Annotated in this window: 20 protein-coding genes; 19 read left to right on the top strand and 1 reads right to left on the bottom strand. The window is 43.6% G+C overall.

The window, feature by feature from the left end; translation table 11 throughout:
- The first annotated feature begins 39 nt into the window (after positions 1-39).
- From HBA50_RS09720 to HBA50_RS09700, 5 genes are all read left to right on the top strand, one after another.
- Positions 40-477, top strand: coding sequence for a CoA-binding protein (locus HBA50_RS09720; RefSeq protein ID WP_015604237.1), 438 nt, complete (start codon positions 40-42; stop codon positions 475-477).
- A gap of 1 nt (position 478) precedes the next feature.
- The gene (locus tag HBA50_RS09715) at positions 479-976 is read left to right on the top strand and encodes a kinase (protein WP_045498260.1); all 498 of its coding nucleotides are present in this window, start codon (positions 479-481) and stop codon (positions 974-976) included.
- Between the two features lie 263 nt (positions 977-1239).
- A complete protein-coding gene (locus HBA50_RS09710; RefSeq protein ID WP_045498257.1) occupies positions 1240-1884 on the top strand; it encodes a DUF6287 domain-containing protein in 645 nt (214 codons plus the stop codon).
- 26 nt (positions 1885-1910) lie between these two features.
- The gene (locus tag HBA50_RS09705; RefSeq protein WP_045498254.1) at positions 1911-2576 is read left to right on the top strand and encodes a DUF6287 domain-containing protein; all 666 of its coding nucleotides are present in this window, start codon (positions 1911-1913) and stop codon (positions 2574-2576) included.
- A gap of 225 nt (positions 2577-2801) precedes the next feature.
- A complete protein-coding gene (locus HBA50_RS09700; RefSeq protein ID WP_045498251.1) occupies positions 2802-4268 on the top strand; it encodes an alpha-L-fucosidase in 1467 nt (488 codons plus the stop codon).
- A 194-nt stretch (positions 4269-4462) separates the two neighbouring features.
- Here HBA50_RS09700 and HBA50_RS09690 read toward each other — a convergent pair whose 3' ends face one another.
- Positions 4463-5296 (bottom strand): DUF975 family protein, encoded by an 834-nt coding sequence (locus tag HBA50_RS09690; protein ID WP_045498248.1) that lies wholly within the window; start codon positions 5294-5296, stop codon positions 4463-4465.
- Positions 5297-5443: 147 nt separating this feature from the next.
- On the opposite strand from HBA50_RS09690, the gene tgt reads away from it, so the two are divergent.
- The 14 genes from tgt (at position 5444) to rplN (ending at position 13255) form a co-directional block, all read left to right on the top strand.
- On the top strand, positions 5444-6586 hold the full coding sequence (gene tgt, locus HBA50_RS09685; protein WP_005591306.1) for a tRNA guanosine(34) transglycosylase Tgt: 1143 nt from the start codon (positions 5444-5446) through the stop codon (positions 6584-6586).
- 473 nt (positions 6587-7059) lie between these two features.
- Positions 7060-7473: a GyrI-like domain-containing protein gene (locus HBA50_RS09680; protein WP_005591305.1), complete on the top strand. Its 414-nt coding sequence runs from the start codon at positions 7060-7062 to the stop codon at positions 7471-7473.
- A 262-nt stretch (positions 7474-7735) separates the two neighbouring features.
- Positions 7736-8044, top strand: coding sequence for a 30S ribosomal protein S10 (rpsJ, locus tag HBA50_RS09675; RefSeq protein ID WP_005591304.1), 309 nt, complete (start codon positions 7736-7738; stop codon positions 8042-8044).
- Positions 8045-8125: 81 nt separating this feature from the next.
- Complete coding sequence (rplC, locus tag HBA50_RS09670) at positions 8126-8752, top strand: 50S ribosomal protein L3 (protein ID WP_045498245.1); 627 nt, start codon at positions 8126-8128, stop codon at positions 8750-8752.
- 24 nt (positions 8753-8776) lie between these two features.
- Positions 8777-9400, top strand: a complete 624-nt coding sequence (rplD, locus tag HBA50_RS09665; RefSeq protein ID WP_005591302.1) for a 50S ribosomal protein L4 — start codon at positions 8777-8779, stop codon at positions 9398-9400.
- Entirely contained in the window at positions 9400-9699 is a 300-nt protein-coding gene (locus HBA50_RS09660; protein WP_005591301.1) for a 50S ribosomal protein L23, read from the top strand. Before rplD ends, HBA50_RS09660 begins: the two co-directional genes overlap by 1 nt.
- A gap of 17 nt (positions 9700-9716) precedes the next feature.
- Positions 9717-10550, top strand: a complete 834-nt coding sequence (rplB, locus tag HBA50_RS09655; RefSeq protein WP_002894482.1) for a 50S ribosomal protein L2 — start codon at positions 9717-9719, stop codon at positions 10548-10550.
- An 86-nt stretch (positions 10551-10636) separates the two neighbouring features.
- Positions 10637-10918, top strand: a complete 282-nt coding sequence (gene rpsS, locus HBA50_RS09650) for a 30S ribosomal protein S19 (RefSeq protein ID WP_000533766.1) — start codon at positions 10637-10639, stop codon at positions 10916-10918.
- 11 nt (positions 10919-10929) lie between these two features.
- A complete protein-coding gene (gene rplV / locus HBA50_RS09645; RefSeq protein ID WP_005591300.1) occupies positions 10930-11274 on the top strand; it encodes a 50S ribosomal protein L22 in 345 nt (114 codons plus the stop codon).
- Positions 11275-11286: 12 nt separating this feature from the next.
- A complete protein-coding gene (gene rpsC, locus HBA50_RS09640; protein WP_005591299.1) occupies positions 11287-11940 on the top strand; it encodes a 30S ribosomal protein S3 in 654 nt (217 codons plus the stop codon).
- 3 nt (positions 11941-11943) lie between these two features.
- On the top strand, positions 11944-12357 hold the full coding sequence (rplP, locus tag HBA50_RS09635; protein ID WP_005591298.1) for a 50S ribosomal protein L16: 414 nt from the start codon (positions 11944-11946) through the stop codon (positions 12355-12357).
- A 9-nt stretch (positions 12358-12366) separates the two neighbouring features.
- Positions 12367-12573, top strand: a complete 207-nt coding sequence (gene rpmC, locus HBA50_RS09630) for a 50S ribosomal protein L29 (protein WP_005591297.1) — start codon at positions 12367-12369, stop codon at positions 12571-12573.
- 27 nt (positions 12574-12600) lie between these two features.
- Entirely contained in the window at positions 12601-12861 is a 261-nt protein-coding gene (gene rpsQ / locus HBA50_RS09625) for a 30S ribosomal protein S17 (protein WP_002885836.1), read from the top strand.
- 25 nt (positions 12862-12886) lie between these two features.
- A complete protein-coding gene (gene rplN, locus HBA50_RS09620) occupies positions 12887-13255 on the top strand; it encodes a 50S ribosomal protein L14 (protein WP_002894494.1) in 369 nt (122 codons plus the stop codon).
- The last annotated feature ends 62 nt before the right edge of the window (positions 13256-13317 follow it).

Here is a 13317-nt window from a genome sequence, read left to right as displayed (position 1 = left end):
AAAAAAGTTAAAAATTATTTATAAAACAGGAGGAGCATTATGACTTACCATTTTCAAAATCCCAGTGACGGCGTTGTCAAGCGCTATCTAGAAACCAGCAAGGTGATTGCTGTTGTCGGTCTGTCTGACCGTGAAGAAACGACCAGTAACCGTGTGTCCAAGGAAATGCAAGCGCGAGGCTATCGCATTATCCCAGTCAATCCGCGGGCAGCAGGCAGTCAGATTTTTGGTGAAACAGTTTATGCCAGTCTCAAAGATATTCCTTTCCCAGTGGATATTGTCGATGTTTACCGTCGTAGCGAGTTTTTGCCAGATGTGGCGCGTGATTTTCTGGAAGCAGATGCCAAGATTTTCTGGGCTCAGTTGGGCTTGGAAAATGAAGAAGCTGAACAGATTTTGCGTGCAGCTGGTCACGACGATATCGTCATGGATCGCTGCATCAAACGCGAGCATACTCGCTTGATTCTAGGCGAATAAGATGGCCAAGTTAGTCATCATTCGTGGCAATTCCGGCTCTGGCAAATCGAGTCTGGCTAAGAAACTGCAGGCACACTATGGTCAAGGGACTCTTTTGATTGCGCAGGATACAGTTAGACGGGACATGTTTAAGGAAAAAGTAGAGCCGGGAAATTTGTCTATTGACCTGACAGAGACATTGGCACGCTTCGGCTACGAACATGATTTGCTGGTCTTGGTAGAAGGTTTCTATGAGACAGATATTTATGGGCACATGCTAGAGCGTTTGCGGAATTTATTTGGTTCTCAGACTCTAGCCTATTGCTATGATTTGACTTTTGAAGAAACCGTTCGCCGCCATCAGACCAGAGCCAAGCAAGAAGAATTCACCCCAGCTGATATGAGACGCTGGTGGAAAGATCGAGATTTCTTAGGCTGGGAAGAGGAATCATTCTTTAGAGACGAAGATTCCTTGGAGGCAGCCTTTGAGCGGATCGTTCAGGATTTAGAGAAAATTTGAAACGAAGCACAGGAGGAGGAACTCCTGTGTTTTTGCATCAAAAAGGCATTTTCAGAAATTTTAAATAAATTTTGAGAAAAATATCACACAAAATGTTGACAAAATTATTTCATAGGATTACAATTAGATTACAAAATATTTCTTTTGTTACAAAGTAAAAGCTTTAAAGAATATATTTTGGTGGGGTAAGATGTCCCCTATGCAAGCCAACATCGCTACTATCGTTTAGCAAATTGATGATAAACTGACAAGGAGATTTCATTATGAAACGTAGTAAATTTATTCTATTGACAGCTACTGCCTTGTGCTCTGCTTTCCTGCTCGCCGCCTGTAGCTCTAAGCCTTCCACGAAGGTGAACAGCAGTTCCACTTCTGAGACATCTAAGACTAGTAGCTTAGGCGAGTCCTCCACCAAACCATCAGCTAAGCAAAGTTCTGCTTCCAACGAAGCAAAAGCATCTTCTACTACTAAGCTTTCTAGCGACCAGAGTGTTTCCAGTCAAGCTGAAAAACCCGTGGAAAACAAGACTTCAGCAGATTCAAACACTCCAACAACTTCCGGTATAGATGTCAATGCTCTAGCAAACGGTGATTTCTCTAGCATTGCAGGTACTTGGCAAGACGATTTGGGCAACCAATTAGTTTTTGATGCAAATGGATTAGTAACATTGCAACGTAATAATGGTGAAACATTGAACCATAACGCTATTTACAATGGTCATGTAGAAGGAGATAAGTTTAGAGCTGATTTTGGTTATAATGGAGCAGGCAGTAGTGATCCTTTATTCGTTGTTCCAGTAGGCGTAGCATTGCCACTTAATGGTGCTCCAGCGCCTAAAGAACAAATCATGCTTGGAAGTGATGCAATCTCTTCTGCACAACATCCCTACTATCGCGTAGCAAATTGATGATAAACTGACAAGGAGATTCCATTATGAAACGTAGTAAATTTATTCTATTGACAGCCACTGCCTTACTCTCTGCTTTCCTGCTCGCAGCCTGTAGTTCCAAACCTTCCACAGAGGCTAGCAGTTCTACCTCTCAGAGCTCTAAGATCAGCAGTTCTAGCAAGTCTTCTACCAAACCATCAGCTAAGCAAAGTTCTGCTTCTAACTCCGTGACATCCTCTTCAACGCCTCAGACATCTAGCGACCAGAGTGTTCCCAGCCAGACTGAGAAGCCCGTGGAAAACAAGACTTCAGCAGATTCGAACACGTCACCAACTCCAGCTGCCCCAGTGGCTCCAACAACTTCCGGTATGGATATCAATGCTCTAGCAAATGGTGATTTCTCTAGCATTACTGGTACTTGGCAAGACGATTTGGGCAATCGGTTAGTCTTTGATGCAAATGGCTTGCTGTCCCATACTTACAGAGGAAATGAGTCAAGTGACTACACTTTGACAAATAGTCAAGTATATGAAGGTAAGTTTGGAGCGTTTTTAACTCATAAATCAGGGAATCAAGTGGCCTCCTTCACAGCCATTCCTAAAGGAGCTCGTCTTTATGATACTGGAAGTGAAAATCCGAAAGAACGCATTTTAGTGGGGCAAGATTTTACCTATGCAAGCCAACATCCCTACTATCGCGTAGCGAATTGATGTATTGAGATGAGACTCGTGGTGCGAGTGGTTTTCCGAGGTGCTCGCCATGCTGACAATATAAAAACAAGGAACAGAATTGATTGCTGTTCCTTTTTCTTTGCTTTATCGAAAAAGTTTGCTCGTAGGGCTGTTTTGGATTATTTTTTTGTAAAATGGCTCTTTCTTCTCCAAAAATTGGTACAATAAAGGAAAGCGTTTTAATTGAATGATGAGGTAGTAACGATGAAAATATCTTTAGAAGAAATTCAAAGAGTTGCCAACCAAGGACCTTTCTATCCAGACTGGGATTCTCTTGCGGCCTATCAAGTTCCTCGCTGGTTCAAAAGGGCTAAGTTTGGGATTTTTATCCACTGGGGACTTTACAGCCTTCCTGCCTTTGGGAGCGAGTGGTACTCTCGAAATATGTACATCCAGGGCACAGCAGAGTTTGACCACCATATCAAAACTTACGGGCCTCACAAAGATTTTGGCTACAAGGATTTTATCCCACTCTTTACTGCCGAAAATTTTCATGCGGACGAATGGCTGCGCCTCTTTAAAGAAGCGGGAGCCCAATATATTTTTCCAGTGGCAGAGCATCACGACGGCTTCCAGCTTTATGGCAGTCAACTCTCTCCTTTTAATAGTGTGGAAATGGGTCCAAAACGTGACATCTTGGGTGAATTGAGTCAGGCAGCCCAAAGAGAGCAAGTACATTTTTGTACCTCTTCCCATCGGGCAGAGCATCATTTTTTCTTTTCGCATGGAAAGGAGTTTGCCAGTGACATTGCCAGCGAAGTCAGTCGCGAGGAACTCTATTGGCCGGCTATGCCAGAGCCAGACCACCATGATTTGTTTGGTCAGCCTTGTCCGAGTCAGGAGTTTCTAGATGATTGGCTCCTGCGTACCTGTGAGCTGGTTCGAGATTACCAGCCTGAGATTTTGTATTTTGACTGGTGGATTCAGCATGCAGCTTTTAAAGAGTATATAAAGCTTTTTGCGGCCTATTACTATAATTTAGGAGCAGCTTCTGGGAAGCCGACTAGCATCTGCTACAAGCATGATGCGCTGGCTTTTGGTGCGGGGATTGTGGAAGTGGAACGCGGCGGTTTTGCAGAGATCCAGCCTTTCACTTGGCAGACGGATACGGCTATCGCGCGAAATTCTTGGGGCTACACAGAGAACCTTGACTATAAGTCAGCTAAAGAAATCATCCAGACCTTGATTGATGTCGTATCCAAAAATGGGAATTTGCTGCTGAATATTGGGCCAAAAGGAGACGGGACGATTCCAGAAAAAGATCAAGAAATCTTGAGAGAAATCGGGGCTTGGCTCCAAGTGAACGGTCAAGCGATCTATGATTCACGCGCGTGGAGGCAATTTGGAGAAGGTCCGACACAAGTAGATAGTGGGCCATTTTCGGATGGGAAAAACATCCCGTATACAAACCAGGATTTCCGTTTCACGGCTAAGGGCGGAGCAGTGTACGCCTTTCTGATGGAGCCTGCAGCAAATCAGTGGCTGACGATTCAGGCCTTGGCTGACGAAAGAGAAAATCCCGCGTCTCGCTTTCATGGTATCATAGAAGAGGTATCCTTACTAGGCTATGAGGAACCGCTCGAATGGGAACAAATGCCCCAAGGTTTGCGTCTTTTCATGCCGAGTGTAGCAGGCGAATTACCCTTGGTGTTGAAGGTCCAACTGCGTTAAATCTAGACGAAAAAATGAGGCTGGGACAAAAGTCCTAGCCTCTCAATTGTCTTTGGATTGTCGAGCAAGACGCAGTGGTTGAGTGGGCTCTACTACGCTGATTTCATCAGCTTTTACAGCCCTACTCAACTGTGCGGAGGTGGGACGACGAAATCGAATTCTAAGGAATTACCGATTTCTGTCCCACTCTCATTTTACTTACTTAGTGATTTTAAATTTTCATAAAAGAGTACTCGGGCTGTTGTGATGTAAGGATAGGCCACAACTCCAGCGATTCCCAGTGTAATACCAATCAGGATATACCAGCCGATAAAGCTCAGATCCAGCAAGAAACGTTTCCATTTATAGCCTTTCATCATGCGTCTGCTTTGCACAATGACTTGCCAAGGTCCTTGGTAGGTGCCAGTGCTCAGCTGATCATAAAGGATGAAGTCGGTCTGAGAGTAAGCGTAGTTTGCCATCAGGAAGACTGCCGTACCAGCCAAGACAATGAGAGTGCCGAGAAACATCATGGGCGCATAGCTGACGATTTGCTCCACCTCAGGACTAGCAGCTGTCAATTGGGACACATCGGATATTTTCCTATAAATAGCTAGCACCTTGTAACTGCTGAAAATAAGGAAAAATGAACCGACAAGGCTGATAGAATTCCACAACAAGAGGAGAATACTTTTAGTCAGTTGTGTGATAAAAATCGGTGAGAAAAGCTCGGCAGAAAAGATTCGGCCAATATCTGCAAAGCCAACCGTATCGCGTTTTTTCCGAACGACTTCTATCATGCTGAAGCTAGCAGATAAAAAGAGCAGGGCGATGATAAATTCTACGATTTGTGGAAAAATTTGACGGCCAAAAATCACAACAAAGGCCTGATTGATCTCCAACTGGGGAACAATCTCCTCCAGATGACGGTTGGGAGACAGATAGGTAGATAAAATGGTTACCAGAGTTGGAATGGCAAAGAGTGAGAAAATGCCGTTGGTTTGATTTCGGATGGTTCGTGCCTGGGCACGGATTTCGCTTAAATTCATACAGACCTCCATTTCATGATTTTTATTATACCACATATCGTGACAGACAAGACTTTTTTTGGTAAAATCATACGGTATCTTATGAGCGCTTGTCGCTTATTTTATAGAAGAAAATAGCTGGGACTGTCTTTCCCAGCAGGAGGAAACATGTCAGATTCACCGATTCAGTATCGTTTGATCAAAAAAGAAAAGCACACAGGTGCTCGTCTAGGAGAAATCATCACCCCGCATGGCACCTTCCCAACGCCTATGTTTATGCCGGTCGGCACTCAGGCGACGGTCAAGACCCAGTCACCAGAAGAGCTCAAGCAAATGGGTTCTGGTATCATCTTGGCCAATACTTACCACCTCTGGTTGCGGCCAGGTGATGAGCTGATTGCCCGTGCAGGTGGCCTGCACAAGTTCATGAACTGGGACCAGCCTATTCTGACCGATAGTGGTGGTTTTCAGGTTTATTCTCTAGCGGACAGCCGCAACATCACAGAAGAAGGAGTAACCTTCAAAAACCACCTCAATGGTTCCAAAATGTTCCTGTCGCCAGAGAAGGCCATCTCTATTCAGAACAATCTGGGCAGCGACATCATGATGTCCTTTGATGAGTGCCCGCAGTTCTACCAGCCTTATGACTATGTCAAGAAGTCTATCGAGCGGACTAGCCGTTGGGCAGAGCGTGGACTCAAGGCCCACACTCGTCCACACGACCAAGGTCTCTTTGGGATTGTTCAGGGAGCTGGCTTTGAAGATTTACGCCGCCAGTCTGCTCAAGACTTGGTCAGCATGGATTTCCCAGGTTACTCTATCGGAGGACTGGCTGTTGGTGAGTCACATGAGGAAATGAATGCGGTGCTGGACTTCACAACGCCTCTACTGCCTGAAAATAAGCCCCGCTATCTTATGGGAGTTGGGGCGCCAGATAGCTTGATTGACGGTGTTATCCGCGGGGTCGATATGTTTGACTGCGTCCTGCCGACTCGGATTGCCCGAAATGGTACCTGTATGACCAGCGAGGGACGTCTGGTTGTCAAAAATGCCCAGTTTGAGGAAGATTTTACGCCGCTGGATCACGACTGTGATTGCTACACTTGTACCAATTATACGCGGGCTTATATCCGCCACCTGCTCAAGGCGGATGAAACCTTTGGTCTCCGCTTGACCAGTTACCACAACCTCTACTTCTTGGTAAATCTCATGAAGAAGGTTCGTCAAGCCATTATGGATGATAATCTGTTGGAATTCCGAGAAGACTTTGTTGAGCGTTACGGCTACAACCGCTCCAAGAGAAATTTCTAAGAGTCCTCATTTGAAATCGCAGGGGCTTTGTGCTATTCTACCGTGGTGCTGTAAATCACAGCGTTAGCTGTGATGCAAGAGGTTGCGACGTAATCGATTGCATTGCCACGAAACGCGCGTCGGTTTCCTATTTTTGCTTTGAGTTTGAATCCCTTTGTATCTTAGACTTGAGCATAAAAAACGCTCGTTAAAAACTTTCCAAACTATATCAATAAGAATTGGAAGGCTGGTCTTGGTCGAAGCCTACATGTTTTTCGTCTCTGATTGAGACTGGTAAATTTAACGTTTTGTTTACTATGGGTGCCATTCTCTCTAGGAAAGAGGAGTTGATAGTGAACGGCGTGATATATCCTATACGCAAAGAGAGCTAATTCATTTTGTTGAGTGAAGTAGTAGCTTGGTAGTTAGAAGGTTTAGAGCTGAGGTCGATTGTTAGTCAGTCACCTTAGAAGTGAAAGTAAAAGGAGCAAAATATGTTTTTAAAAATAATCAGTAGTATCTCTACCAATAATTTTCAAGATCCAAACATGATGGAAAAAATTAACCATCTATGGCAGGAACACCAGAAAGAAGTAGAGGAGGCATTTGCCCAAGGGCTTCCGATTTATGCAGTTTATCATGATTATGCCAGCGACTACAAGGGTGATTACAGCTTGTCGCTCTGTAGTCTGTCTGATAAAGAAGACTGGGACTTTGACACTTCAGAGCAAACTTACCAAGTATTTGAGGTGGATACAAGTGATTCAAAAGGTTGCCTTCATACCTGGCAGCAAATTTGGCGGGCAGAAGAAGCAAGAGAACTGCAACGTCAGTATAGTATTGATTTTGAAAAATATGATCCAGATCAGACAGTATCTATCTTTATCGCTACCCCCAACAATGGGTAAGTTGTCAAACTGAGTTCTAGTTACATAAGAGGATCAGAACTTACTCCAAGAACTTAGGCTAGTAAAAAAGATTTAAAAAATTATTCAAATCCCTTGCAATGCTTGGTTCTTTGTGTTAAGATACTATGGTGCTGTAAAAAACAGCGTGTAGCTTTGATGCAAGAGGTTGCGACACGCTCGGTTGCATTGCCACGCAATCACCTGTCGGTTTTCTTGTGGAGCTAGCCTATTATCTTAAATAGACGAAAAAAAGGAGAAAAAGATGGCAAACAAAAAAATCCGCATCCGTTTGAAAGCATACGAACACCGTACACTTGACACAGCGGCTGCAAAAATCGTAGAAACTGCTGCACGTACAGGTGCTGAAGTTGCGGGTCCAATCCCACTTCCAACTGAACGTAGCCTCTACACAATCATTCGTGCGACTCACAAATACAAAGATTCTCGCGAACAATTTGAAATGCGTACTCACAAACGCTTGATCGACATCATCAACCCAACTCAAAAAACAGTTGACGCTTTGATGAAGTTGGACCTTCCAAGTGGTGTGAACGTAGAAATCAAACTTTAATCTAAAGCTTGGTATCTTGAGCATGAAAAACGCTCGTTAAAAACTTTTTGAAAAAAATTATAGAAAAGGAAACATTTTCTCATGACAAAAGGAATCTTAGGGAAAAAAGTGGGAATGACTCAAATCTTCACTGAAGCTGGCGAATTAATCCCTGTAACTGTTGTTGAAGCAACTCCAAACGTTGTTCTTCAAGTGAAAACAGTTGAAACAGACGGTTACAACGCAGTTCAAGTTGGTTTTGATGACCTTCGTGATGTATTGAGCAACAAACCTGCTAAAGGACATGTAGCGAAAGCTAACACGGCTCCTAAGCGCTTCATTCGTGAATTCAAAAACATTGAAGGCTTGGAAGTTGGTGCGGAAATCACAGTTGATACATTCGAAGCTGGTGATGTTGTTGATGTAACAGGAACTTCAAAAGGTAAAGGTTTCCAAGGTGTAATCAAACGCCACGGCCAATCTCGTGGTCCAATGGCTCACGGTTCACGTTACCATCGTCGTCCTGGTTCAATGGGACCAGTTGCGCCAAACCGTGTTTTCAAAAACAAACACTTGGCTGGACGTATGGGTGGCAACCGTGTAACGATTCAAAACCTTGAAATCGTTCAAGTTGTTCCAGAGAAAAACGTTATCTTGATCAAAGGAAACGTACCTGGTGCTAAGAAATCTCTTATCACTATCAAATCAGCAGTTAAAGCTGGTAAATAATAAAGAAAGGGGAAATCAGTCATAATGGCAAACGTAAAATTATTTGACCAAACTGGTAAAGAAGCTGGTGAAGTAGTTCTTAACGACGCAATCTTTGGTATTGAACCAAACGAATCAGTTGTCTTCGACGTGATCATCAGCCAACGCGCTAGCCTCCGTCAAGGAACTCACGCTGTTAAAAACCGTTCTGCAGTATCAGGCGGCGGACGCAAACCATGGCGTCAAAAAGGAACTGGACGTGCTCGTCAAGGTTCTATCCGCTCTCCACAATGGCGTGGTGGTGGTATCGTCTTCGGTCCAACTCCTCGTTCATATGCCTACAAACTTCCACAAAAAGTTCGTAGATTGGCATTGAAATCAGTTTACTCTGAAAAAGTTGCTGAAAACAAATTCGTAGCTGTAGACAGCCTTTCATTTACAGCTCCAAAAACTGCTGAGTTTGCAAAAGTGCTTGCAGCATTAAGCATTGACACAAAAGTACTTGTTATTCTTGAAGAAGGAAATGAATTTGCTGCACTTTCAGCACGTAACCTTCCAAATGTTAAAGTTGCAACAGCAACAACAGCAAGTGTTCTTGACATCGCAAACAGCGACAAACTTCTTGTTACTCAAGCAGCTATCTCTAAAATTGAGGAGGTTCTTGCATAATGAATTTGTATGACGTTATCAAAAAGCCTGTCATCACTGAAAGCTCAATGGCTCAGCTTGAAGCAGGCAAATACGTATTTGAAGTAGACACTCGCGCTCACAAACTTTTGATCAAGCAAGCTGTTGAAGCTGCTTTTGAAGGAGTTAAAGTTGCTAATGTCAACACTATCAACGTAAAACCTAAAGCAAAACGCGTTGGACGTTACACTGGTTTTACTAACAAAACTAAAAAAGCTATCATCACTCTGACAGCAGATTCAAAAGCAATCGAGTTGTTCGGAGCTGCTGAAGCAGAATAATCTAAGGAGGAAATATCGTGGGAATTCGTGTTTATAAACCAACAACAAACGGTCGCCGTAATATGACTTCTTTGGATTTCGCTGAAATCACTACTAGCACTCCAGAAAAATCTTTGCTCGTTTCTCTTAAGAGCAAAGCTGGTCGTAACAACAACGGACGCATCACTGTTCGTCACCAAGGTGGCGGTCACAAACGTCACTACCGTTTGATTGACTTCAAACGTAACAAAGATGCTGTTGAAGCAGTAGTTAAAACTATCGAGTACGATCCAAACCGTTCAGCAAACATCGCTTTGGTTCACTATACTGACGGTGTGAAGGCATACATCATCGCTCCTAAAGGTCTTGAAGTAGGTCAACGTATCGTTTCAGGTCCAGAAGCAGATATCAAAGTCGGCAACGCACTTCCACTTGCTAACATCCCAGTTGGTACTTTGGTTCACAACATTGAGTTGAAACCAGGTCGTGGTGGTGAATTGGTCCGTGCCGCTGGAGCTTCTGCTCAAGTATTGGGTCAAGAAGGTAAATATACTCTTGTTCGTCTTCAATCAGGCGAAGTTCGTATGATCCTTGGTACTTGCCGTGCTACAGTTGGTGTTGTCGGAAACGAACAACATGGCTTGGTTAACCTTGGTAAAGCAGGTCGTAGCCGTTGGAAAGGTATCCGTCCAACAGTTCGCGGTTCTGTAATGAACCCTAACGATCACCCACACGGTGGTGGTGAAGGTAAAGCACCAGTTGGTCGTAAAGCGCCATCTACTCCATGGGGCAAACCTGCTCTTGGTCTTAAAACTCGTAACAAGAAAGCGAAATCTGACAAACTTATCGTTCGTCGTCGCAACGAGAAATAATCTAAAACAATCTATCCGCCAGCTCGGTAGCGCTGCCTAGCAGCGCAGGCCGCTGTGGTACTTATTTTAAAGGAGAAAACATAAAAATGGGACGCAGTCTTAAAAAAGGACCTTTCGTCGATGAGCATTTGATGAAAAAAGTTGAAGCTCAAGCTAATGACGAAAAGAAAAAAGTTATTAAAACTTGGTCACGTCGTTCAACGATTTTCCCAAGTTTCATCGGTTACACAATCGCAGTCTATGACGGACGTAAACACGTACCTGTTTACATCCAAGAAGACATGGTAGGTCACAAGCTTGGTGAATTTGCACCAACTCGTACTTACAAAGGTCACGCTGCAGACGACAAGAAAACACGTAGAAAATAAGGAGAACATAAATGGCAGAAATTACTTCAGCTAAAGCAATGGCTCGTACAGTGCGTGTTTCACCTCGTAAAACTCGTCTAGTTCTTGACAATATCCGTGGTAAAAACGTCGCTGACGCAATCGCAATCTTGAAATTCACTCCAAACAAAGCTGCTGGCATTATTGAAAAAGTATTGATCTCTGCAATCGCTAATGCTGAAAACAACTTTGGTTTGGAAAAAGCTAACTTGGTAGTATCTGAAGCTTTCGCAAACGAAGGACCAACTATGAAACGTTTCCGTCCACGTGCTAAAGGTTCAGCTTCACCAATCAACAAACGCACAAGCCACATCACTGTGGTAGTTGCAGAAAAATAAGGAGGTAACATCGTGGGTCAAAAAGTACATCCAATTGGTATGCGTGTCGGCATCATCCGTGATTGGGATGCCAAATGGTATGCTGAAAAAGAATACGCGGATTACCTTCATGAAGATCTTGCAATCCGTAAATTCGTTCAAAAAGAATTGGCTGACGCAGCTGTTTCAACTATTGAAATCGAACGCGCAGTAAACAAAGTTAACGTTTCACTTCACACAGCTAAACCAGGTATGGTTATCGGTAAAGGTGGAGCAAACGTTGATGCACTTCGTGCAAAACTCAACAAATTAACTGGAAAACAAGTACACATCAACATCATCGAGATCAAATCTCCAGATTTGGATGCTCACCTTGTTGGTGAAGGAATTGCTCGTCAATTGGAGCAACGTGTTGCTTTCCGTCGTGCTCAAAAACAAGCAATCCAACGTGCAATGCGTGCAGGAGCTAAAGGAATCAAAACTCAAGTATCAGGTCGTTTGAACGGTGCAGATATCGCTCGTAGCGAAGGATACTCTGAAGGAACTGTTCCACTTCACACCCTTCGTGCGGATATCGATTACGCTTGGGAAGAAGCTGATACTACATACGGTAAACTTGGTGTTAAAGTATGGATCTACCGTGGTGAAGTTCTTCCAGCTCGTAAAAACACTAAAGGAGGTAAATAACCAATGTTAGTACCTAAACGTGTTAAACACCGTCGCGAATTCCGCGGAAAAATGCGTGGTGAAGCTAAAGGTGGTAAAGAAGTAACTTTTGGAGAATATGGTCTTCAAGCAACTACTAGCCACTGGATCACTAACCGTCAAATCGAAGCTGCCCGTATCGCTATGACTCGTTACATGAAGCGTGGTGGTAAAGTTTGGATCAAAATCTTCCCACACAAATCATACACTGCAAAAGCAATCGGTGTACGGATGGGATCTGGTAAAGGGGCTCCAGAAGGTTGGGTAGCACCAGTTAAACGTGGTAAAGTGATGTTTGAAATCGCTGGCGTATCAGAAGAAATCGCTCGTGAAGCTCTTCGTCTTGCAAGCCACAAATTGCCAGTTAAATGTAAATTCGTAAAGCGTGAAGCAGAATAAGGAGAAAGCATGAAACTTAAAGAAATTCAAGATTTTGTTAAAGAACTTCGTGGTCTTTCTCAAGAAGAACTCGCGAAGCGTGAAAATGAATTGAAGAAAGAATTGTTTGATCTTCGTTTCCAAGCCGCTACTGGTCAATTGGAGCAGACAGCGCGTTTGAAAGAAGTGAAAAAACAAATTGCACGTATCAAAACTGTTCAATCAGAAGTTAAATAATAGACTTGGGAAAGGAGAAATTCTAAAATGGAACGTAATCAACGTAAAACCCTCGTCGGACGCGTCGTTTCTGACAAGATGGATAAGACAATCACAGTTGTAGTTGAAACAAAACGTAACCACCCAGTCTATGGTAAGCGTATTAACTACTCTAAGAAGTACAAAGCACATGATGAAAACAATGTTGCCAAAGAAGGCGATATCGTTCGTATCATGGAAACTCGTCCGCTTTCAGCTACAAAACGCTTCCGTCTTGTAGAAGTTGTTGAAGAAGCGGTTATCATCTAATCAAACCAGAAAGGAGAAAACTTAAATGATTCAAACAGAAACTCGTTTGAAAGTTGCTGACAACAGCGGTGCTCGCGAAATCCTGACAATCAAAGTTCTTGGTGGTTCAGGACGTAAGTTCGCCAACATCGGTGATGTCATCGTGGCATCTGTAAAACAAGCTACTCCTGGTGGTGCGGTTAAAAAAGGTGACGTTGTAAAAGCGGTTATCGTTCGTACTAAATCAGGTGCTCGTCGTAAAGATGGTTCATACATCAAATTCGACGAAAACGCTGCAGTCATCATCCGTGAAGACAAAACTCCTCGCGGAACTCGTATCTTCGGCCCAGTTGCTCGCGAATTGCGTGACGGTGGCTTCATGAAGATCGTATCATTGGCTCCAGAAGTACTTTAATCTAAAAATCAAACAAGTCCCCTGGAAGTTTTCCAGGGTGCCCTCATGGGCGTAAGAAATTA

Source organism: Streptococcus cristatus ATCC 51100, from assembly GCF_011612585.1.
In the GTDB taxonomy this organism is placed as follows: Bacteria; Bacillota; Bacilli; order Lactobacillales; family Streptococcaceae; genus Streptococcus; species Streptococcus cristatus_H.
Note: the sequence above shows the minus strand (reverse complement) of the source record. Positions and strands in the feature narration are given on the sequence as shown.

What these genes read in the sequence shown, in the direction of transcription:
- HBA50_RS09720 (WP_015604237.1), top strand. Translation starts at nt 40, where the DNA reads ATGACTTACCATTTTCAAAATCCCAGTGACGGCGTTGTCAAGCGCTAT.
- HBA50_RS09715 (WP_045498260.1), top strand. Translation starts at nt 479, where the DNA reads ATGGCCAAGTTAGTCATCATTCGTGGCAATTCCGGCTCTGGCAAATCG.
- HBA50_RS09710 (WP_045498257.1), top strand. Translation starts at nt 1,240, where the DNA reads ATGAAACGTAGTAAATTTATTCTATTGACAGCTACTGCCTTGTGCTCT.
- HBA50_RS09705 (WP_045498254.1), top strand. Translation starts at nt 1,911, where the DNA reads ATGAAACGTAGTAAATTTATTCTATTGACAGCCACTGCCTTACTCTCT.
- HBA50_RS09700 (WP_045498251.1), top strand. Translation starts at nt 2,802, where the DNA reads ATGAAAATATCTTTAGAAGAAATTCAAAGAGTTGCCAACCAAGGACCT.
- HBA50_RS09690 (WP_045498248.1), bottom strand. Translation starts at nt 5,296, where the DNA reads ATGAATTTAAGCGAAATCCGTGCCCAGGCACGAACCATCCGAAATCAA.
- tgt (WP_005591306.1), top strand. Translation starts at nt 5,444, where the DNA reads ATGTCAGATTCACCGATTCAGTATCGTTTGATCAAAAAAGAAAAGCAC.
- HBA50_RS09680 (WP_005591305.1), top strand. Translation starts at nt 7,060, where the DNA reads ATGTTTTTAAAAATAATCAGTAGTATCTCTACCAATAATTTTCAAGAT.
- rpsJ (WP_005591304.1), top strand. Translation starts at nt 7,736, where the DNA reads ATGGCAAACAAAAAAATCCGCATCCGTTTGAAAGCATACGAACACCGT.
- rplC (WP_045498245.1), top strand. Translation starts at nt 8,126, where the DNA reads ATGACAAAAGGAATCTTAGGGAAAAAAGTGGGAATGACTCAAATCTTC.
- rplD (WP_005591302.1), top strand. Translation starts at nt 8,777, where the DNA reads ATGGCAAACGTAAAATTATTTGACCAAACTGGTAAAGAAGCTGGTGAA.
- HBA50_RS09660 (WP_005591301.1), top strand. Translation starts at nt 9,400, where the DNA reads ATGAATTTGTATGACGTTATCAAAAAGCCTGTCATCACTGAAAGCTCA.
- rpsS (WP_000533766.1), top strand. Translation starts at nt 10,637, where the DNA reads ATGGGACGCAGTCTTAAAAAAGGACCTTTCGTCGATGAGCATTTGATG.
- rplV (WP_005591300.1), top strand. Translation starts at nt 10,930, where the DNA reads ATGGCAGAAATTACTTCAGCTAAAGCAATGGCTCGTACAGTGCGTGTT.
- rplP (WP_005591298.1), top strand. Translation starts at nt 11,944, where the DNA reads ATGTTAGTACCTAAACGTGTTAAACACCGTCGCGAATTCCGCGGAAAA.
- rpmC (WP_005591297.1), top strand. Translation starts at nt 12,367, where the DNA reads ATGAAACTTAAAGAAATTCAAGATTTTGTTAAAGAACTTCGTGGTCTT.
- rpsQ (WP_002885836.1), top strand. Translation starts at nt 12,601, where the DNA reads ATGGAACGTAATCAACGTAAAACCCTCGTCGGACGCGTCGTTTCTGAC.
- rplN (WP_002894494.1), top strand. Translation starts at nt 12,887, where the DNA reads ATGATTCAAACAGAAACTCGTTTGAAAGTTGCTGACAACAGCGGTGCT.